Annotated in this window: 19 protein-coding genes and 2 pseudogenes; 15 read left to right on the forward strand and 6 right to left on the reverse strand. The window is 34.3% G+C overall.

Features of this window, described 5'->3' with window-relative positions:
- Window positions 1-623: 623 nt before the first annotated feature.
- Complete coding sequence (locus ACFFIX_RS26505; protein WP_378939487.1) at window positions 624-896, forward strand: thioredoxin family protein; 273 nt, start codon at window positions 624-626, stop codon at window positions 894-896.
- Window positions 897-927: 31 nt separating this feature from the next.
- Here ACFFIX_RS26505 and ACFFIX_RS26510 read toward each other — a convergent pair whose 3' ends face one another.
- From ACFFIX_RS26510 to ACFFIX_RS26530, 5 genes are all read right to left on the reverse strand, one after another.
- Window positions 928-1,089, reverse strand: coding sequence for a hypothetical protein (locus ACFFIX_RS26510; protein WP_378939489.1), 162 nt, complete (start codon window positions 1,087-1,089; stop codon window positions 928-930).
- Between the two features lie 1,432 nt (window positions 1,090-2,521).
- A complete protein-coding gene (locus ACFFIX_RS26515; protein WP_378939491.1) occupies window positions 2,522-3,046 on the reverse strand; it encodes a DUF2269 domain-containing protein in 525 nt (174 codons plus the stop codon).
- Complete coding sequence (locus ACFFIX_RS26520; protein WP_378939493.1) at window positions 3,046-3,294, reverse strand: hypothetical protein; 249 nt, start codon at window positions 3,292-3,294, stop codon at window positions 3,046-3,048. Before ACFFIX_RS26520 ends, ACFFIX_RS26515 begins: the two co-directional genes overlap by 1 nt.
- An 85-nt stretch (window positions 3,295-3,379) precedes the next feature.
- Window positions 3,380-4,801 carry a sensor histidine kinase gene (locus ACFFIX_RS26525; RefSeq protein ID WP_378939494.1) on the reverse strand — a complete coding sequence of 474 codons (1,422 nt, stop codon included), beginning with the start codon at window positions 4,799-4,801 and terminating at the stop codon, window positions 3,380-3,382.
- The gene (locus tag ACFFIX_RS26530; RefSeq protein WP_378939496.1) at window positions 4,798-5,490 is read right to left on the reverse strand and encodes a response regulator transcription factor; all 693 of its coding nucleotides are present in this window, start codon (window positions 5,488-5,490) and stop codon (window positions 4,798-4,800) included. Before ACFFIX_RS26530 ends, ACFFIX_RS26525 begins: the two co-directional genes overlap by 4 nt.
- 275 nt (window positions 5,491-5,765) lie before the next feature.
- Here ACFFIX_RS26530 and ACFFIX_RS26535 point away from each other — a divergent pair.
- From ACFFIX_RS26535 to ACFFIX_RS26570, 8 genes and pseudogenes are all read left to right on the forward strand, one after another.
- A pseudogene (locus ACFFIX_RS26535) lies at window positions 5,766-5,902 on the forward strand (ferredoxin); the annotation flags it as partial.
- A gap of 67 nt (window positions 5,903-5,969) precedes the next feature.
- Window positions 5,970-7,082 carry a stage II sporulation protein P gene (locus tag ACFFIX_RS26540; RefSeq protein WP_378939497.1) on the forward strand — a complete coding sequence of 371 codons (1,113 nt, stop codon included), beginning with the start codon at window positions 5,970-5,972 and terminating at the stop codon, window positions 7,080-7,082.
- A 159-nt stretch (window positions 7,083-7,241) separates the two neighbouring features.
- Window positions 7,242-8,387, forward strand: a complete 1,146-nt coding sequence (gene spoIIP / locus ACFFIX_RS26545) for a stage II sporulation protein P (RefSeq protein ID WP_378939499.1) — start codon at window positions 7,242-7,244, stop codon at window positions 8,385-8,387.
- A 446-nt stretch (window positions 8,388-8,833) separates the two neighbouring features.
- Window positions 8,834-10,003 (forward strand): D-alanyl-D-alanine carboxypeptidase family protein, encoded by a 1,170-nt coding sequence (locus tag ACFFIX_RS26550; RefSeq protein WP_378939501.1) that lies wholly within the window; start codon window positions 8,834-8,836, stop codon window positions 10,001-10,003.
- 105 nt (window positions 10,004-10,108) lie between these two features.
- A complete protein-coding gene (locus ACFFIX_RS26555; RefSeq protein WP_378939503.1) occupies window positions 10,109-10,810 on the forward strand; it encodes a response regulator transcription factor in 702 nt (233 codons plus the stop codon).
- Window positions 10,807-12,219, forward strand: a complete 1,413-nt coding sequence (locus ACFFIX_RS26560; RefSeq protein WP_378939505.1) for a sensor histidine kinase — start codon at window positions 10,807-10,809, stop codon at window positions 12,217-12,219. The genes ACFFIX_RS26555 and ACFFIX_RS26560 overlap by 4 nt, the downstream gene beginning before the upstream one ends.
- A gap of 264 nt (window positions 12,220-12,483) precedes the next feature.
- Entirely contained in the window at window positions 12,484-13,317 is an 834-nt protein-coding gene (locus ACFFIX_RS26565) for a cupredoxin domain-containing protein (RefSeq protein WP_378939507.1), read from the forward strand.
- Entirely contained in the window at window positions 13,307-13,408 is a 102-nt protein-coding gene (locus tag ACFFIX_RS26570) for a plastocyanin/azurin family copper-binding protein (protein ID WP_378939518.1), read from the forward strand. Before ACFFIX_RS26565 ends, ACFFIX_RS26570 begins: the two co-directional genes overlap by 11 nt.
- 179 nt (window positions 13,409-13,587) lie before the next feature.
- On the opposite strand, the gene ACFFIX_RS26575 is transcribed toward ACFFIX_RS26570, so the two are convergent.
- Complete coding sequence (locus ACFFIX_RS26575; protein ID WP_378939509.1) at window positions 13,588-15,186, reverse strand: multicopper oxidase family protein; 1,599 nt, start codon at window positions 15,184-15,186, stop codon at window positions 13,588-13,590.
- A gap of 147 nt (window positions 15,187-15,333) precedes the next feature.
- Between ACFFIX_RS26575 and ACFFIX_RS26580 the strand changes: the two genes are divergently transcribed.
- The 6 genes and pseudogenes from ACFFIX_RS26580 to ACFFIX_RS26605 all read left to right on the forward strand — a co-directional run.
- The gene (locus tag ACFFIX_RS26580; protein ID WP_378939511.1) at window positions 15,334-16,047 is read left to right on the forward strand and encodes a YwmB family TATA-box binding protein; all 714 of its coding nucleotides are present in this window, start codon (window positions 15,334-15,336) and stop codon (window positions 16,045-16,047) included.
- 105 nt (window positions 16,048-16,152) lie between these two features.
- The gene (locus tag ACFFIX_RS26585; RefSeq protein ID WP_378939513.1) at window positions 16,153-16,455 is read left to right on the forward strand and encodes an AbrB/MazE/SpoVT family DNA-binding domain-containing protein; all 303 of its coding nucleotides are present in this window, start codon (window positions 16,153-16,155) and stop codon (window positions 16,453-16,455) included.
- A 102-nt stretch (window positions 16,456-16,557) separates the two neighbouring features.
- On the forward strand, window positions 16,558-17,391 hold the full coding sequence (locus ACFFIX_RS26590) for a C39 family peptidase (protein WP_378939515.1): 834 nt from the start codon (window positions 16,558-16,560) through the stop codon (window positions 17,389-17,391).
- A gap of 186 nt (window positions 17,392-17,577) precedes the next feature.
- Window positions 17,578-18,135 carry an RNA polymerase sigma factor gene (locus tag ACFFIX_RS26595; protein ID WP_378939520.1) on the forward strand — a complete coding sequence of 186 codons (558 nt, stop codon included), beginning with the start codon at window positions 17,578-17,580 and terminating at the stop codon, window positions 18,133-18,135.
- A 395-nt stretch (window positions 18,136-18,530) separates the two neighbouring features.
- Entirely contained in the window at window positions 18,531-19,118 is a 588-nt protein-coding gene (gene lhaT / locus ACFFIX_RS26600) for a lipoprotein heptaprenylglyceryl N-acetyltransferase LhaT (RefSeq protein ID WP_378939516.1), read from the forward strand.
- 139 nt (window positions 19,119-19,257) lie between these two features.
- A pseudogene (locus ACFFIX_RS26605) lies at window positions 19,258-19,682 on the forward strand (IS1595 family transposase); the annotation flags it as partial.
- Window positions 19,683-19,886: the final 204 nt, after the last annotated feature.

Below are 19,886 nucleotides of genomic sequence, written 5' to 3' on the forward strand. Positions count from 1 at the left end.
TGTGAAGCAATTTCTGAAGAGCCCGGTGCGGGAAATCCGCACGCCGGGTTCTGTGGGGGTTTGAGCCGCCAATTGGGCGGCCTTTCTACCCGGAGGGTGGAGTACAATCTACCGTAAGGTAGAAAGACTCCCTTCTACTCGACTAATTCAACAAGCAGCATAAAAGGATCTTCAATCGAAGATCCTTTTTCATTGTCTATAACATCTGTTTATGTGAACTAGTTTTGTATAGAGTATTCATGCGATACTTTGTTCAACTGAATAGGGGGTGGGGGTTAGTTCAGTAAAAGCAAAGCTCCTCACTAATAAACACAATATGTATAAAAATAAGTTAAGATTCATAATTATTCCTACAAGTCCATCTCTGTTAGAAGTTAAAGAAGGGCTAAAACCACATAAAGTATACAAAGGAAACAATAATTAAAAACAACGTTGAGAAAACTTGAAACAGTTATCAAATATTTTCAATCTATCATCCTTTTTCCTTTTTAGTATTTGTAAATAGGATTATAAAAAACGTGTATAGTTCAACAAGCAGTAAAAAAGGATCTTCCATGTCCTGTTTCTGGTGTTCCAAAAAGTGAGTGTCTTAATTATTAAAAACTTTGAAGGAGTGAATTGAAATGGCTAAAAGATTAGTTGAAGTATTTACTGCTGGTTGTTTTGTTTGTGATGGTGTTGTAAAACAAATAAAGGATTTAGCTTGTGATAATTCTGAAGTAGTGGTTTATGATTTAAATAAAAAATACGAAACAAATGAATGTGAATATAAAGCAAAAGCTTATGGTGTTCAAGCTGTTCCATCCGTTGCGATTAACGGAAAATTAGTAGATTGTTGCAAAAATAATGGAATCGATATTGATGCTTTAAAAGCAGAAGGATTAGGTCAAAATTAATAAGGGTGAATAAAACCACCCTTATTTTGGGTTACTTATTATCACGTTTCCAAGATGTTTCTCCGCCACCAATAGGACATACTGGAAAATCTTCATCTGTACGCAAATTCTTTCTTTCGCCAGATTGACATACATATTCCCCAGCTTCAGTTACACGTTCTCCAGTTTTAAAATCACGATTACGGTCTGCCAATTATTCCACCTCCTTTTCTTCACATCAAAACTTATGTTTTCCAAAAAAACAATTTTTCACTCTTGCTGTTACACTCCCATGAAAATAAAAAAAAGATCATACAAAGTAGACCCACTAAAATACCTTTTTAAAAAAAGGCTGAGCCTTAGAGTGTTTGTATAGAGCATATAAATAGATTAAGAATGAATCTCCTTCTAATTAGAATAAAGGCAAGGCTAGTATAACTAACCAAAAAAGATTAATCTCCCATGAGTGCTACCCCTGAGGTTGGGTATCTAAAAGGAACCCAACCTCTTCAATTGCCACTAATTTACTTAAAACAAAGCTTAACATATCACCGTATAAATATATTTATAAAATGACACAACCAGTTTAAGTTGAGTTTGTCTTTTTATTTAGGCATGTAACTAAAATAATAAGTGTATAAATTTTGATTATATTTTTCTAAAATACATACCCTATTTGACCTGGCTAGTGTGATACTTTTTAAAACTTTTGAAAGACGATGCAAGGAAGAAAGGGATATTTGCAAAAACAAATGATTGATTTACTTATGCAACTTTTTTATAGTAACGAGTCCATTTTTTTTGCATTAATGCAGATGAGTTTAAGGAATATGTAGATGGTTTGTTTTGTGCTACAGATCTAGATCGTAACCAAATTATCAGAGCTGCACTTTTTTCAGCAGCTTTTTCTACATCGTTTGAATCTATACTGAAACAGCGTAAAAGAGAGACGGCCTTCTTCCTTCTACACCGTGGTTGAAGGATCACCAATGGTTATGGCTGGAGCAAACCAAAACAGGAAGGAGGTAAGGAAGTCAAAGTTAACATCAGAGAAGGAAAGATTGAATGAGTTACTAAATCAGTTTCAGGGTCCTCCGGAAAACAGGAACACTTAGGATAGCCGTGAGCAGATACGAGAAGGGAAGATTCCTTCCGAACGAATCTTCTTCAGAAATCAAGGGGTTATCTTCATTATTTTAGTAGTCATGACCATCATTTTTTAGGTACCCTTAGATAATACCTTGAGACTCACGTAATTAGGTATCCATAGCTTTCTTTGTGGTTAAAGAATAGAAGCAATCTAATGGAGGAAGACCATTAAAATAGGAGCATAAATAGCCTAAGTCGAACAATAATTAACAAACGACTTGCATGAGTAGGAAACAATTCGGTTCATTGCCTAATTTTAAGAGGTATTCGGAAAATAGTGTGGAAAGAGGGCTAAAAGGAACCCTCTTCTATTGCCTTAGTAAGTGTAGAAATGTCAGCTCCATAGACTTTTTCTCATAGACCCATACATAAGCAAGTGGTTAAAGATGTAATGGCTGGTATAGCATCTTCCCGAATGAAGATTGATATCATTGAACTTCTTTTTGGTCTTACGATAGCCCTCTGTGAAAAGTATTTTAGCTCTCAGGTCGCTGCATCTACGGTTGCGACACTTTACGCTTCTCCTGCTGCTTACGCCACCCGTACCGGGTCATGCCCCGCGGCTTGTACACCGAGAAGATCATGATCAGGATCAACACAACCAAGCCTCCAATGGAGTGGACCAGTGTGCTTCCCAACGCGCGGAGATCGTCACTGGACGTTGTAGGATCTGCTGCTATGTCTGCCATGTAGCTAACCATCTGCGTCTCGTTCAGCAAGATGATGGTGGCAAAGACGGTTAGCAGGAGTTTGGAAATGACCCAATAGTGCCGGAACAAGCCCCACGGGGTGCCCAATGATACGACAAGCCCGGTTATGAGCGAGGCGAAGGCCAACGGGACGATGGCCCACGAGATGATCAAGTCCATCGCGATATAGGCGGCACGCATCGTCTGAGCATTCTGGCTAGTCACAACAGCAACGTCGAGAGCTATATAGGCAGCGACCGCGCCGAGCCAGCCGACCGAGGAAATGATATGCGCGGTGAGCGCGAAATTACGGAGGCGGGGTGTCATGGTCATCAGTCGTCACCGGACGGTATCTGGTCCTCAGGCGTCTCCAGCTCGATCTGCTCGGCCGGCTCGACCCCAGATGTATGGCGACCAGGGCCGTGGTTACCTCCGATGCCGGTTAGTTTCATGATGACAAACAGCAGGACCAGGGAGATGACGATGATTCCAGACACCTTCACCCAGCGTGGTGTGCTTGGTGGTCGATCCTCGGTCGGTTTCGCGCCGGTGTCGTTGTTAGAGTTTGGTAATTTACTCATTGAGACATCCTCCTCTTTGTTTTCATAATCTATTAGTGCAAAATCTAGTATAGCAATTTTATATGAACAGAAGATGAACAGAGAATTACTCTTTTTCATGTTTTTTTGATTTGTTCTGAGCTATAGGGAGTGTAAAAGTAAAGGCAGTACCTCTTCCTACTTTACTATCCACTTGAATGTCGGTTTGATGAAGATCTAAAATGTGCTTAACAATAGACAAGCCGAGTCCTGTACCAGTCTTTTTGGTTCGTGCTCTATCCGCTTTATAAAATCGTTCCCAAATAGATTCAATGTCCTCTTGCATGATTCCCGGTCCATAATCTCGAATAGAAACCACCGCTTGTTCTTCTTTTTTCAAAATTACCTCGACGGAACTCTCGGGTGAGGAAAATTGTACGGCATTTTGAATTAAATTGACGATCACTTGATCAATTCGGTCCGGATCGGCAAATACGTGGATGTCTTGTGCTTCTTCAGATATCAATTCCACATTGATCTGTTTTTTCACAAATTCAGGTTCCATACGAGCCACGACTTGGGGAACCAGTTCCGACAAATTAAAGATGACATGTCGGATTTCTAACTGTCCCGCTTCTATTTGGGCCATATCGAGAAGATCATTGACCAGCTTAATCATTCGCTCGGTTTGTTCTTTCATGATCGTAAAATAATGGCGCTCTCGTTCGTGGGGGATCGTATCATCTAGAAACGCCCTGACAAACCCATGAATCGATGTAAGAGGGGAGCGCAAATCGTGGGAAACATTGGCAACAAAATCTTTTCTCATCTGATCCAAGCTGTCCAACTCCTGAGCCATATAATTGATCGTTTCCCCCAATTCTCCCAGCTCATCACGCGTCTTGATTTTGACTCTTTGATCAAATTGTCCCCTAGCGATATGGAGGGCAACCCGATTCATTTCTCGAAGTGGGGTGGTAATTCTTTTAGAAAGGTAGTAGGTAAATAAGCCTGTAATGGCAATAGAAATAATAGAGGCCAATACAAACAAGTACTTCATTTGGTTAAACTCCCTTTCCAATCCATAAGAAACCATGACAATTGCTTTTTCTTCAACCGACGCATCTTTGTCAATCTGGGAAGCCGCTATAAATATATGTTGATCGTCATACTCTCCCGACATCTTGCGGGTAGGTTGCTTCTCTTTTAATACCTCACGAACGATTTCTCTATCCACATTAAAAGAGGCATCGCCAATTTGGTATAACAATGTGCCGGATTCGTCGTATAAGTAAAAAGCCTTATCTTGTTTGGCAATACTGAGCTCAAGAGATGAAATGATAATCTCCCTGCTCCAGCCGTTGTCATAAGATTTTTGGATATATTGAACTACCGTATTTAATTGGTTACGATCTGCACTTCGATGTTTATTGATTAGATCGTTCAGAAACAACAAATGGGAAGCGATGGCAAACACGAAAAACGATACGAATAATATCAGGATATATGTGATCAACAGCTTCCAAAAAACGCGTTTTCTTCGTATCACTGGTTGTCCACCTCGAATTTATATCCAACTCCTCTTATGGTTTTTACCATCCAATAAGGGTTGGAGTCCCCCAATTTTTCTCGAATCCGTTTGATATGCACATCGACTGTTCTCGGATCCCCATCAAAATCCAAACCCCATATTTGATCCAACAGCTGCTGACGTGTGAACACTTGATTTGGGTGCGAGGCGAGAAAATACAGCAACTCCATTTCCTTGGGCGGCAACACGATCTCCTGTTTCTCACAGGTCACCTTGTATTGTTTAAGATCAATCTTCAACAAGGGAAATTCAATGATCTTATCTGCATCTAATGTCGGATTGGTTCGTCGTAGCACCGCTTGTATCCGCGCCATCAGCTCGTTCGGGTCAAAAGGTTTCACCAAGTAATCATCCGTTCCTAGGTCGAAACCTTTAAGTTTGTCGTAGCTTTTGCCTTTCCCGGTCAACATGATAATGGGAGTTTTATCAAATCTCCTTATTTCACTGCAAACTTCCCAACCGTCCATTTTAGGCATCATTATATCCAGAATGACAAGATCAGGAGGGTTATCATAAAACATTTCTAATCCCTTCATTCCATCGTTTGAACTGCTAACTATATACCCGCTTTTTTTAGCGTATAAAGTGATCAAATCACAAATGTAAGGATCATCTTCAATGACAAGAACTTTAACTTGCTTCTTCATCCATAACTCCTCCTGTCTGATTTACATCTATATTAGCATGTGTTTATGAACAGAAAGTGTACGAAAAAGTAAGTCTACTATTTCAACCATGTTCATATTGTGGTCATGTTTCTTTGTATAGTATAAATCATCAGGATTTTACCGATATAAATGGTAGATAGTAGGAAAGTATATGAGAAACAACTAGAAACAATATTTTATCGTAATCACTCCTCAATAGAGTATGGGTATATTTTAGTGAAGCTAAGTATGTAATGGAAAGGAGTTACACATAAATACCAAAATTTACGATCGTTGATAAAGAAACGTGCATTGCTTGCGGTGCTTGTAGAGCAAAAGCCCTGATATATATGATTATGATGACGAAGGAATAGCCAATGTGGCTTTAGACGACCATCAAGATAATATTGAGGGTATTTAAATCTAGTATAAAGACTACTTTGTGAGTTAAGGTATGCTTTTAAAAAGGTAGGGAATTAATGTCAAAAGATGTTTTTAAAAAGATAAAGAAGAAACCTATAATCGGAAGCTTACTTATCTTATCTACTATTCTATTTCTATTATGTTTATCATTTATTGCTGTCATATTGGCTCTGTCTCCTAACGATAATATTACTGAGAATGTGCAGCTTGTTCATAAAGCTTTATTGAAAAATGATCTAGAAGAATCCTTGTTATTGTCGAAAAAGATCCTCTCAAACCCTAACCGTTTATTGGAAGAGGGGAATATAGAGAGGTTTTCTAGTGATAGTCCAAATAATGTAAATGTTAATAGTTTAGGTTATGGAATGAAAAATAATAACACAAACTCAAGTGTTGAACTTTCTCCTTCTATGGATTCATTTTTAAAAGAAAGAGAGTTTTCAACAAAAGATTTAGACGAGATATCAGAGAAATTGGACTCAATAACAGAGCGTTTGGATGAACCAATACATTCTACATTTGGTAAGAAGGTTGTTTACGTTTACCACTCTCACAGCAGAGAGTCATTTCTACCGTATTTAAGAGAAGAAGACCCGAAAGATGCCTTTCACTCAAAAGTGAATATTACAATGGTTGGTCAAATGTTAGAGAGAGCATTAAAGCAAAGAGGAATTGGTACTCAAGCTGATTCTACCGATATTGTTCAATTACTAGACGATAGAGGATTAATTTATGATAGTTCATATAAAATATCTAGAGAAGTTGCTATATCTGCAATGGACGAGAGTAAGGATTTAGAAATTTTCATAGATATCCACCGAGACTCGCTGAGAAGAGAGGCAACTACCATTTCGATTAAGGGAGAGAGCCATGCTAAATTGCTTTTTGTAATTGGTACGGGTCATAAAGACTATCAGAAGAATAAGAAATTTGCCGAAGCAATAAATAGCTTAATAGAAAAAAATTACCCTGGCTTATCAAAAGGTGTACTTGAAAAAGATAAAAAACAAGGAAATGGTGTGTATAACCAGGATTTATCTCCAAACGCAATGATTGTCGAAATAGGTGGAGTAGATAACAATTTAGAAGAACTAAATCGAACAGTACGTGTTTTATCGGATATGATTAGTGAATATTATTGGCATGGAGAAACAAAAACAGTAAATTAGAAGTTATATAGACGCAAACCTAGTTTCATCCTAATTTAATAATTATAAGATAAGACTTTATCCAATTTCTAATGGATTGAGTCTTTTTCTATTAAATTAACTTCTTTCTCTTCTAAATAATTAAACCTTTTCATAGAGATAGTAGTGGGAGGAAAACATATGTCTAATAAAAAGCGTGTAATTGAATCCATTAAATATATAAATGCTGTTTTGTTATGTGTTGTTTGGGTGTTTATACTAACTACGATTATCATATTTTCTTCTTTTTCATTTTCTAACTCTACTTTAAGTGAACTAATAGAGAATATGGAAGTGAATGATTTGTTTGTTCATTTCATAGGTTCTGAAAATCACTATTTTTATGTTGATAATAATAAACACGAGATTTCATTAAGTGAAATAGCTTTTAATCTTGCTACTAATATAAAAGTGGGAGATGTTAGGTCTCTTTTGGGAAGAGAGATACCTGGATTTTCAATTTACGATACTGAAATTGCAGTAGCTGGAGAGGGGACAAATTATACGAATCTACCAATGGAGTCTTCACCCCCATTAGAGGTGTTACTCAAAGAAAGAGAGATTGCGCATGAAATGTTAGCCAAGGAGAAAGAGAATACCGACTCTAAAGCAGAGGACCCTTCTCAAACTGCTGAAGGGGAGAAAAATGTCTATATCTATCATTCACATAGTTGGGAGGCTTTTTCACCATTGCTAAAAGATGTAAAGAATCCAGACGAAGCAAATAGTTCCAATGAGAAGGTAAATGTACTTGCAGTAGGTAGTAAGTTAACAGAAGAACTCAGCAAAAGAGGTATTGGGGTTGAACATGATAAAACAAATGTAACAAAAGGTCTGCAAGAAAGAAAATGGAACTATAACCATTCTTACAAATACTCAAGAGAACGAGTGCAAGAGGCTATTGCTGGAAACAACGAGTTAAACTTTTTGATAGATATTCATAGAGATTCTCAACCGAAAAAGATTACCACTACGACAATAGGAGGAAAACCCTATGCAAGGTTGTTTTTTATTGTAGGCAAAGAACATAGTAACTATGAACAAAACCTACAGTTAGCAAAAGAAATAAATGCGAAGTTGGAAGAGAAATATCCAGGAATTAGTAGAGGAGTATTTGTCAAAGGTAAAAGCCAAGGAAATGGTGTGTATAATCAGGATTTGACTGAGAGGGCACTCTTATTAGAATTTGGTGGAGTTGATAATGAATTACCAGAATTATTTAATTCAATTGAGGCTTTTGCTGAGGTGTTTGGAGAATCTTACTGGAAAGGTGCAGAAGGAATTTAATGAACATTATTAGAAGTTATCACTATTGGTTAATTTGGACATTTATCTCTTCCTGGGGGGCTTACTCGCTTTTCAATATAAATGTATTTACCCTTGCTGTTTTAGTTACAGGTTTTATATGTATTTGCTTTGCAATCTATGAAGAAGAGCTAAAATGAATTAGATGTAAAGTAAGATTATTTAGTTTCTCGTAAAGTATGCTAAACAATAAAATAAAAAAGCAGTGGAATTTTGATTTCATTGCTTTTTGTCTTCTCCATACTTTCTCCACATTTTATTAATAGAATATCGAAATGGTATCTTTAAATTTATGTACATTGAAATTACCCGAATTTGTTCAGTATTTAATTATGTGAATTGAATTAGAGTTATACTCTGTTTTTTTGCAATATCGAATTACAACTGTTTGTATACTAACAAGAGAAATATAAAGTAGGTGTAGCAACATGAATAAAATTATAATTACAATCATCTTAATAATTGGTTTAAACGTCTTTATCCCGGTGAAGACTTTCAGTAGTACTCATATTGAAAATATTAGTACTCAAAGCGAAGCAGCTATACTAATAGAAGAAAATTCAGGGGAAATCCTTTATCAAAAGAACTCACAAAAAATGATGTATCCTGCAAGCTTAACAAAAATCGCGACAGCTATTTACGCTATTGAAAAAGGAAATTTAGATGATCTTACAACAGTAAATAGAAATGCCACACAAGCAGAAGGTACAAGGATTTATTTAGAAGAGGGAGAGAAGATTACTCTCAAAAAGCTTATTCAGGGTCTATTAATTAATTCTGGAAATGATGCAGGAGTAGCTATAGCAGAGCATTTGGATGGATCGATAGGAATATTTTCAGAAAATATAAATGACTATCTTTTTAATGAAATTGGTGTTAAAAATACAAGTTTCAAAAATCCACATGGGCTTTTTAATGAAAATCACTTAACTACAGCAGAAGACTTAGCAAAAATTACTCAGTATGCTTTGAAGAATAAGGATTTCAGAGAAATATTTGGTACAAAAGAGTTAGAATGGAAGGATCAACAGTGGGAAACCACGCTGTTTAGTCATCATAAATTAATGGGAGAACGACCTTATAATGGAGTTACAGGTGGTAAAACAGGATTTGTTGACCAATCGGGACATACTCTTGTAACTACTGCTAAAAGAGGAGATGTAAATCTAATTGTAGTCACTTTAAAAGGTCAATCTCAAATTGTTGCGTATAACGATACTGTTGCACTTCTTGATTACGGTTTCGATAATTTCAAAACTGTAAGTATTGCACAAGGTGAAGAATTTACGTTTAATAATATTGAGTATCAGATGCCTAGCGATTCTTATTTTACAGTACGAAAAGAAGAGAAACCCTTACAGAATATAACAGATAAAGGAACTTTGGAAATATTGAGTTCTAATAATGAACCAATAACTACTTTTAATTTAGAAAAAATAAGTAAACAAAAAAACCAAAGTAATGAATTGGAATTAAATAAAAATAAAGAAAATAGTAATTCGGTAGCAGAGCAACATCTGTCCATATTAATGCCTATTTCTATTATTACTTTTATGATTATTATTAGTTTTTTTTATAGAGAGGTAAGAAAAATTTGACATTTAAGGTAATGTTTAAATTTAACTATATAATTTATCACATAAAGTTTAACAATAACTAACTAAAATTGTTTAAAGCCTGAACTTTTTAAGAAGGAGAACAAGATGAAGCGAAAAATATTAATTGTCGATGATGAATGGAATATGCGGAATTTATTAAGTATTTATTTATCAAAAGATTATGATGTTGTAGAAGCTAAAGATGGTGAAGAAGCTATTAGGTTTGTTAAGACAACTGAACTAGATCTAATCATACTTGATATTATGATGCCGTACATGAATGGATGGGATGTATGTGTTGAAGTTAGGAAGATCAAGTCAACTCCAATCCTTATGCTTACTGCAAGAAATGAGTTGAAAGATAAGGTACACGGCCTGGAGATTGGCGCGGATGATTATCTTATAAAACCATTTGAGCCGGAAGAATTGTTAGCTAGAGTGAAGGCAATAATTAGAAGAACGGATTTGAATACCGATATAAAAGATGAAGTTCTATCTTTCGGATCAGATATATTAGTTATTGATTCTTATAGTCGAAAGGTATTTATTGAGGGTAAGATTGTGGATTTAACACCAAAGGAGTTTGTATTACTCCATACATTAGCATCTAATCCTAAGAGAGTTTTTACGAGGGAGATTCTTTTGGAAATTCTATGGGGATTAAATGGTTCAAGGGATACACGGACTGTAGACACGCATATAAAAAATATCCGTGTTAAAATAAAGGAAAAAGAACTTAACTATGTCCCTATTGAAACTGTTTGGGGAGTGGGATATAAATTCAACTATCCGGAAGAGTCTCTATGAAGATAAATAGTATTACAGTTAAGCTTGGCGTTACCATTTTGATGTTATTTTTAATTGTACTGTTTCCCTTAGTATATACAATTGATCAATTATTTTCAGCATACTTTTATAATCAAAAGATGGAACAAATCGATTATTTTGCTGCAAAATATTCAGAAACAATTACAGATGTAGCTGATAGTGATTCTTATCATATGTTTGAGATGATATCTGAATTAAACAATGTAGATTTGTTTATTTTTGATGAGGAAGGCACGATATTGAATAGTACTGGCCTTCTGGACTTTAAAGAAGGAGAATTAGTAGGACTAAAAATTTCTGAACCAATATTGGAAAAACAGCATCTAAGTATGGAATACCAGGATAGTAAAACTGATCAAAACTATTTGATTTCAGGAGAAGCAATCATTATAAATAATCGTGTGAATGGGGGACTCGTTGTAGTGTCAAATATGGCAAGTATCAACTCATCTATTGAGCAAATGAGAACTTGGCTTATGATATCAGTCATGGGTTCCTTGTTTATAGCAGTTGGTTTTACTTTTTTTATTTCTCGTAAACTTTCTGCTCCATTACTGGATATGGTCCTTGCTACCCGTGAGATAGCTAAAGGACCGCTTAAAACAGGATTGGTAGTTACTTCTAATGATGAAATTGGAACACTTGCAAAAGCAATTACAGAATTAGGGAGAGAGCTAGAAGATTTCAGGACGAATAGAAAGGAATTTTTTGCTAATATCTCTCATGAACTTCGTACACCAATTTCATATATTAAAGGTTATTCTCATGTACTAAGAAAGTCACTCTATCGTAATGAAGAGGAAAAGAATCAGTATTTAGACATAATAAATGATGAAGCAACGCGCCTAACGACTTTAATAAATGATTTATTTGAATTGTCCAAAATGGAAGAAGGAAAGTTAGATTTAAACCTTGAACTTATAGACATATCTGATATTGTAATAAGTTCAATAAATAAAGTGAATTTAAAGGCAAATGAAAAAAATATTAAAATTATATTAGATCTTGCTACGGAAATTCCTTTATTTTATACTGATGGTCGTAGGCTTGAACAAGTTCTTATTAATTTGCTTGAAAATTCCATAAGATATAGTGACAAAGGAAGATCTATTATGGTTAAAGTAGCATATGATAAAAAATATATTAATATATCCATAGTTGATCAAGGGATAGGGATTCCCAAGGAGGACATACCCTACATCTTTGAACGATTTTATCGTGTAGAAAAGTCTAGAACAAGAGCAGCAGGGGGCACGGGTTTAGGTCTAGCTATTGTGAAAAATATCATTGAGTTACTAAAAGGTAAGATTGAGGTTGAGAGTATGCAAGAGGTGGGGACGACTTTTAAAATAAGATTTCCACTTAATGAAGTGGGTAGCGAAAAATGAATAAATTATTAAATGTTATCCCTGTAATTTTTATTTTATTGGGCATACTTTGTCTAACTGTAACAAGTTCCATATTTCACTCACAAAATTCCATACACACTTATATAGAGTCGTTTTTGGGGATTTGTATATTTATGGTTATTCCATTAGCGATTATTTTTATTTATTACATTTTTCGAAGGAAGAATAAAAAAAAATAATTACTAATCAAGAGTTTGTACACATATAGTGGTACAAACTTATTTTTATTGGGAGGAAATTAGATTGTCTTTTTCCTTAATCATTTTAATATCAGTAGCATCTTGCTTCTTTTTATTAACTCTTTTTTATATCCTATTAAATAGAAAATCAATATCTCCAATGCATGGTATGATGGCTGCAATGACAATTGGTATGATGGTCGGGATACTGGGAGGTACTATATTGGGATCTAAGCTTCCTGATAATTTATTCCTCTCAACAATAATTGGTATGCTTCTTGGATTATCATCAGGTCTATTAATTGGTATCCCAATTAGCTTACTAGCGAGTTTAGATGGGATGCTTTCGGGGTTAATGGGTGGAATGATGGGTGCGATGCTGGGTGCAATGACTGCAGAAGATTATCTAAACCCTTTGATTCGAATTTTATTTGTGTTTGATATAGTTTTTACACTAATTGTTATTTACATGTTGGAAGTTGATAAATTTAGTAAAAAAGAGGGGATTTTATTAAGGGTCCTAAAGAATCCAGTATTACTTGTCTTAGGTTTGTCGGCTTTGTTCTTTGGCATGAACTCATCTGGTTCAATTACTAGTAAGGGTTCTGTAGGGGAGATTGCTAATTATCAGGATCATAACAAAAGTATCAGTTCCCAACCAGAGAGTAGTTTAATTGATATAACAGCAAATGATTTTAAGTATTTGCCAAACCAAATAAAGGTTAAAAAAGATCAAATTGTCACATTAACTCTTATTAATGAAGGTAAAGTTGAGCATGATCTCCAATTTAATGACTTAAATGCAGAGATAATAAAAATGGATGTACACCAACATGGAAATATGAAGGGGGATTCATATTCATGCTCAATCTGGAAAGCAAGCATCTATTACATTTAAACCACTAGAGCAGGGAGTGTTCGAATACTACTGTACAATCCCAGGTCATAAAGAGTCTGGCATGATAGGGACAATAGATATCCTGTCGTAGAGACTTTTCGAGCAAACAGTGTTGCTAATCATACACATTCTTAAATCGAGAAGTTAAAGAGAATTAGTTGGAATGTCCCTCCTTAACCACCACGAGTTACCAATATCATTCACTTTTTGATTTACAACATAAAGAATGACATAAAAAAGAAGTGCAATGTGTTTGCACTTCTTTTCATATTACTCTGGTTTGTTATTTGCTGCTGGATTTGGAGTGAAATCTGGTTTAAAACCCTCATACATTACGTTTGTGACCATCCCAGCAGTTGCATGGTGAAGGTCGTGGCAGTGGAACATCCATTCTCCAGGATTGTCTGCTTTAAATGCAACAATATACTCTTCTCCAGGTTTTACATTTAACGTATCTTTTACAATTGGTGATCCTTTTAGAGGCTTACCATTTTTGCTAAGAACTTGGAAGAAGTGTCCATGTAAATGCATAGGATGATCATCTTCTGTCGAGTTGTTAACAAGCTTCACTTTTACTAAGTCTCCTTCTTTAACTTTGAGACTTTCCGTTTCTGGGAAAACCTTATCATTTATTGTGTAAATTTCTTCGTTTCCATCCTTTTGGGTATTTAAAGCCATTGTATAGGATAAGTCATAGGCTTGATCAAGCGTAAACTCACCAACTGTATTTTCTCCATATGTTGCAAGGTCGAAAGCAGGAAGGGTATCTTGTGAATTTGGTTTATCATTAGCCTCTCCTTCAAAATCTTCATATTCAATCATAGTTTTCATGCCTTCTGTACCTTCCATATTACCGTGGCATTCAAGGTACCACTGGCCAGGATTATTGGCAATAAATTCAATGTCATATCTCTCCCCAGGAGCTATTGAAATCAATTCATCCTTTATCACCTGTGGATTTGTAATTTCCTGTCCGTCTGAGCTAATTACTTTAAAATCATGTCCATGTAAATGGATTTTATGAGACATAAATCCAGCATTAACTAGACGGATTCGGACCTTTTCGCCCTCCTTAACAGTTAATGAAGGGATATCCTTACCGCTTTTTCCATTAATGGTAAAGATGTCATACATGCTCATATCATGACCCATATTCTCAGTTTCAGAAATACTTTCTTCTGACTCCATGTCCATCCCTGCATGATCCATACCTTCCATATCATCAGATTCCATGGCCATTTGCTCATCTTCCATATTCATGGATTCTGGGTCACTCATCCATTCATCAAGTACTAAAACATAGTCTCTATCATAATCCTTCTGATCTTTCCCCTCAATGATAAAAGAACCATAAAGTCCTTTATCAACTTGATTCACACCGTCTTGATGGGAATGATACCAATAGGTTCCTGGGACAGTTGCTTGAAATTCATAAGTAAAAGTTTCGCCAGGCTGAACCGCATTCATTGTTACACCTGGGATCCCATCCATATTGTTTGGGACGGGTACGCCATGCCAGTGAATAGTGACAGGATCTTTTAGTTTATTTTTTAGGTTGATTTTGACCTCTTCACCTTCTTGAACTCTAATCTCCGGTCCAGGAACGGAACCATTAAAGGTCCAAGCATTAATATTTAGATTATTCGTAAGAGTATGGCTGCGTTCTTGTGCAACAAGAGTAAACTCACTTTTTTCAATTTTTTGAGTTACACTTGTACTTTTTATCTTAGTATCTATTGAACTCTCACTTTCTTCCTTATCATTACCCATATCCATATTACTATGGTCCATCCCACTCATAGAGTTAGAGCATGCACCAAGAATAAGGAGTAATGATACTACAATAAAGGATTGAACAAGCTTTAACATATCATGACACCTCCAAAATATTTACAAATTGATCATAATCCTTATTTGTGAAGAAAGTGTGTAGTTGATTCAGACAATCTAGTAATTTAATAACCAATGTATATATCAACTAACAAAAGTCCATAATGGTATGGAGGTGATTTTGACATGAAAAAACATTTTTTTACTATAATAATATTTATTTCTATATTCTTTTTAATCAACCATTTTAGTAGTGTATATAGTATGCCTAGTTTTAAAGAACTTGAGGATATTAAAAATGTAGCAGAAGTGAGTAATGTTGAAATAAAGAAATGGAAGGTTTATATAAAGGATACAAAATCTAATATATCGTTACAAAGAGTAAAAAATGAATTGAGGGACATATTTAATAAGGATGTGGGATACTCCTGGGAAAAAGAAGAGGATGAACATCATTATCAAGCAACAGGAGTTATAGAAAAAGGGAATATCATAGAAAAAGTGATAATTTCAGTATTACCATCTAAAAAAGGGTATACAATAACTTACACATATCAATTAATGGTAGAGGGAGATATAGATAGTAACGTACTTAATCAAACAAATATTCTATTTGATTTTGAAAAAAATAATAGATTCCTTACTGTGGAAGGCGTAACAAATGGTAGAACAAGTAATAGTTTACTTAGTGGAAAAATATTAGATTTTATGGAGGGAGAAAAAGTTGAAGAACTTAATGAGAAAGGTTTCCTTTCTGTCTCTGGTTATACTGGAAAGTGGAAAAATCAACTAAAACTAGCTAACCAAAATCTTATGAATATCCAAATTGGAATTAGAAAATTAAATGAAGAAACATCAAAAGTTACAATTGGAACCCCTATAATTATTTCTGAGTATTAGGTGTAGGGTATATTTATAAAATAAATTAGTAAAGTACATAATTTCTACAAAATTATTTATTATGCTATTGTCATAATCTTTATATCTACAACTGAGGTGACTAGCATGCATAAACTGAGATTAGGAAAGACAGGACAAATATATATTCCTACTAGGATCAGAAAAGAAATAGATTTCGAGTTAGGTGATCTAATCAATATAATTTTGGACGGTGAAAATCTTATATTATCTAATAAAGATGGATATGAGGAAGAAAATAAGTGTGTAATTAGTCAAGGTGGATTTGTTCATATTCCAACTGAGATTAGGAGATTTAGCAATTTTAGTGAGGAAGATGTTTTTAAAGTTATCTTAGATAAAAAGGAAAAACAGCTAAATCTCATTCTGGATGTGAAAATACCTGTATGAGTAACCATCAAATTCAATTATATGTGGGTTGGCGCAAAACTCGTTTTTGTATCTCATATTTAAAAATTAAAGATTCCATAAAATGATAGTGGAGAGTAAGAAATGGGAGTCTATACACTTTTTATCTCAGGTTTCATAACCCTTTTTTTATTAATGGTTAAAAATAAAGGAAAGGGTGACTTGTTCTTTTATTACGGTTTACTTTCATTTCTTATATTTATTTCTTTATTATTATATAATTTAATACAATATAAGGAAGAAATAGGTATGCTGGGACAAAGTGAAGAAAAAGGTAATATTAGGGCTGGAAATATTAGCAAGATGGTAAATGTTTTAACAGAGAGGAAATTAGATGTTCCTTTACTTTCACAATTGCCAGAATTACCTAGAGGTTGTGAAGTAACTAGTTTAGCAATGTTGCTTCAATATGACGGTGTTAATGTAGGAAAGATGGAGCTTGCTGAAAATGTAAAAAAAGATAGTACACCAATGACAGTTCAAAATGGCTTAATACACTTCGGTAATCCTCATAATGGTTTTGTTGGTGATATGTATTCCTATAAAAATCCAGGATATGGAGTCTATCATCAACCTATTGAAGAACTTGCTGAAAGTTATATACCAAATGAAATTATTAATTTAACAGGCAATGACTTTGGAGAGGTCATAAATAGTATAAATAATGAACAGCCTGTATGGATAATTACAAATACAACGTTTAAAAAATTGCCTGACACACAATTTGATACTTGGGATACAGAACAGGGACAAATTAAAATTACTTATAGAGAACATTCAGTTGTCGTTACTGGATATAACGAAAATTATATTTATTTTAACGACCCGTTAACATATCAAAAGGATAGGAAAATTCAAAAAGAGAATTTTATTGCTGCATGGGAACAAATGGGAAAGCAAGCTATAGCAGTGAAATGATTTTTTTTTAAAAGGATTGAGACTTAAATTAACGAAAATAAACAATTGTGAAATGGACATAACTTGAATAATTTGTAAAATTATCACATTTGTAACATTTTTGTAATATTTTATCTGGTCAACATCTAAAATTGTGTTAGGATATAATTAACAGTTTTTGGAGGGTGTTGGTCAGGATTGAAAAAAGTGGTCGAAATGAAAGAAAAAGAGACAGAATATCCTGTTTCCCAACCCTTGTTTGAAAAAGAAATAGAAAAGATCATTTATGAATATGAAAAGGAACTACGTTTTTTAGTTTTTAGATATGTGAGAGATTGGATATCTGTTGATGATATTATGCAGGAAGTATATTTGAAAGTATTTTTAAAAATGGACTCGTTTGAAAATAGATCAACCTTAAAATCGTGGTTATATTCAATAACTCGTAATCAGTGCTTTGACTTTCTTCGAAGTAAAACTATTAAATCTACCCTTTTAATGGAGAATCTTGAAGAATTGAAAGTCACTAATATTAATTCAGCAGAATTTGAAGCATTTAAAAAGCTTGAAAAAGAGAGGCTTTATGTAACTATTAATTCATTACCTATCCAATATAGGCAACCGTTAATTCTTCATTATTTTAACTATTTTACTTATAAAGAAATTAGCGAATTGTTAAATAAAGAAATTAGTTTTATTAAAAATAATATTTTTAGAGGAAGACGATTGTTGAAGGAAAAATATTCTGTAGATCAGGATATATAAATGTTTTTCATTTTACTAACATGTTTATTTAAGTGTTCAAAGTAACAAAGATATTCAATTTGGAAATGATCTATTTTCCCAGAAAAAGAGGAGTTTGTTGTTTAAGAGATGGAAACTTTGTGACAGAGAAGTTCTTATTTACATAAAATAAATTTTATGAAAAATAAGGGGAACTTGAAACAGATATAAAGATCTGTGAACCATTAATAACAAAAACAAGAGCAATTAAGCATATAAAGTGGTTTATGGTGATTTGCTAAGGTTTTTAAATAAATAGGAAAAAAAGTAGCTATAGATATTTTCAAAGTAACAGTTTCAAAGAGTATGGAGGGTCTCTGATCTCATTAATAAAGATAGTGGCAAATCCCAGATCTCTTTAAAGTAGGGGTGCAGTAATGAAGAATTTAATGAATTTTTTGGGGTATCGCTGGGTTTTATGGGTGTTATTGATAATAAATGTAGTGGGCACAATTTATGGGTATATTTGGTATGGATGGCAATTAGCAGAGACTCCAGCAAAATTCTTAGTTTTTGTACCAGACAGCCCAACAGCTAGCTTATTCTTTGCTGCGGTATTAGTCGCACTATTACTTAAGAAAAATTGGCCTTTTGTAGAGGCTTTAGCAATGGTTACCTTGTTCAAATATGGTATTTGGGCAGTTGTCATGAATATCTTAGTGTATGGGGTGACTGGAAATATACATTGGACTAGTTATATGTTGATCCTTTCACATGCAGGTATGGCAATCCAAGGATTACTATATGTACCCTATTATCAAATAAAAACTATGCATTTAATGTTGGCCGCATTATGGATACTCCATAACGATGTAATTGATTATGTTTTCTTTATGCTTCCTAAATATAGTGTACTAGATCAATACATACCGAAAATTGGATATTTCTCATTTTGGTTGAGCATCACATCGATATTTCTGACTTATGTATTATGTGTTAGGAAAAAAAACAATTTGCACTCGTGAGTAAAAGTTAATTATTAACATTTTTTATTAGGTTGTAATGCTAGTGTGAAACTACCTTCCAATTTCCTTGTGTTGTTACACCCACAGTGGATTTATGATTTTACACCGAGAAGCATCTTTTAAAATTAAAAATGAGTAAGTGGGATTATCTTTGAACCAAAAAGGACATCCACTCTATTTGAAAATGGAGGTCGTCCCCAATATTAAAGGGAAAACATTGATTGATTTTGCCGAAAAATGCATCCAACCAGGGTCAACAATTTGTAGCGATGCTTATCATTCCTACCGAGCACTTGCTGGAGCTGGCTTTAAGCACGAGTACCAGGTCTATAATACCAAAGAAAAAGTCCAGACCATTTAAATTGGTTGCATACAGTTCTTTCGAATGCTAAAGCGTTTGTTGGTGGTACGTTTCACGGGCTAGATTCAAAGCATCTCCAATCCTATTTAGATGAATTTTGTTATCGATTTAATCGAAGAAAATTCAAAGGTGAATGGTTCAGCCGTCTAGCAACTTTGTGTGCATCAACATCGACAATTACTTATTCTGAGCTAGTGGGATAATCATTAAATTAAATTTATAACTTCATAATATCTACAAATTTAATTGTTAGATTTATCTTATACTCTAGTAATGTAGTTATTAATATTCCAGAGAAAGGTGATCTACCTGTTTTTGTCAACATTAAATTGAGCCAGAGCGATCACTTTAAAAGTGAGCCACTTCATCTTTAGTAGCTCCCATTAGTGGGAGGAATTGGGTGTTTG

Origin of the sequence: Metabacillus herbersteinensis, from assembly GCF_042433335.1 — a bacterium.
In the GTDB taxonomy this organism is placed as follows: domain Bacteria; phylum Bacillota; class Bacilli; order Bacillales; family Bacillaceae; genus Metabacillus; species Metabacillus herbersteinensis.

Excerpts from the sequence above, each read along its gene's own strand:
- ACFFIX_RS26505 (WP_378939487.1), top strand. The coding sequence starts at position 624 with ATGGCTAAAAGATTAGTTGAAGTATTTACTGCTGGTTGTTTTGTTTGT.
- ACFFIX_RS26515 (WP_378939491.1), bottom strand. The coding sequence starts at position 3,046 with ATGACCATGACACCCCGCCTCCGTAATTTCGCGCTCACCGCGCATATC.
- ACFFIX_RS26520 (WP_378939493.1), bottom strand. The coding sequence starts at position 3,294 with ATGAGTAAATTACCAAACTCTAACAACGACACCGGCGCGAAACCGACC.
- ACFFIX_RS26530 (WP_378939496.1), bottom strand. The coding sequence starts at position 5,490 with ATGAAGAAGCAAGTTAAAGTTCTTGTCATTGAAGATGATCCTTACATT.
- ACFFIX_RS26540 (WP_378939497.1), top strand. The coding sequence starts at position 5,970 with ATGTCAAAAGATGTTTTTAAAAAGATAAAGAAGAAACCTATAATCGGA.
- spoIIP (WP_378939499.1), top strand. The coding sequence starts at position 7,242 with ATGTCTAATAAAAAGCGTGTAATTGAATCCATTAAATATATAAATGCT.
- ACFFIX_RS26550 (WP_378939501.1), top strand. The coding sequence starts at position 8,834 with ATGAATAAAATTATAATTACAATCATCTTAATAATTGGTTTAAACGTC.
- ACFFIX_RS26555 (WP_378939503.1), top strand. The coding sequence starts at position 10,109 with ATGAAGCGAAAAATATTAATTGTCGATGATGAATGGAATATGCGGAAT.
- ACFFIX_RS26560 (WP_378939505.1), top strand. The coding sequence starts at position 10,807 with ATGAAGATAAATAGTATTACAGTTAAGCTTGGCGTTACCATTTTGATG.
- ACFFIX_RS26575 (WP_378939509.1), bottom strand. The coding sequence starts at position 15,186 with ATGTTAAAGCTTGTTCAATCCTTTATTGTAGTATCATTACTCCTTATT.
- ACFFIX_RS26580 (WP_378939511.1), top strand. The coding sequence starts at position 15,334 with ATGAAAAAACATTTTTTTACTATAATAATATTTATTTCTATATTCTTT.
- ACFFIX_RS26585 (WP_378939513.1), top strand. The coding sequence starts at position 16,153 with ATGCATAAACTGAGATTAGGAAAGACAGGACAAATATATATTCCTACT.
- ACFFIX_RS26590 (WP_378939515.1), top strand. The coding sequence starts at position 16,558 with ATGGGAGTCTATACACTTTTTATCTCAGGTTTCATAACCCTTTTTTTA.
- lhaT (WP_378939516.1), top strand. The coding sequence starts at position 18,531 with ATGAAGAATTTAATGAATTTTTTGGGGTATCGCTGGGTTTTATGGGTG.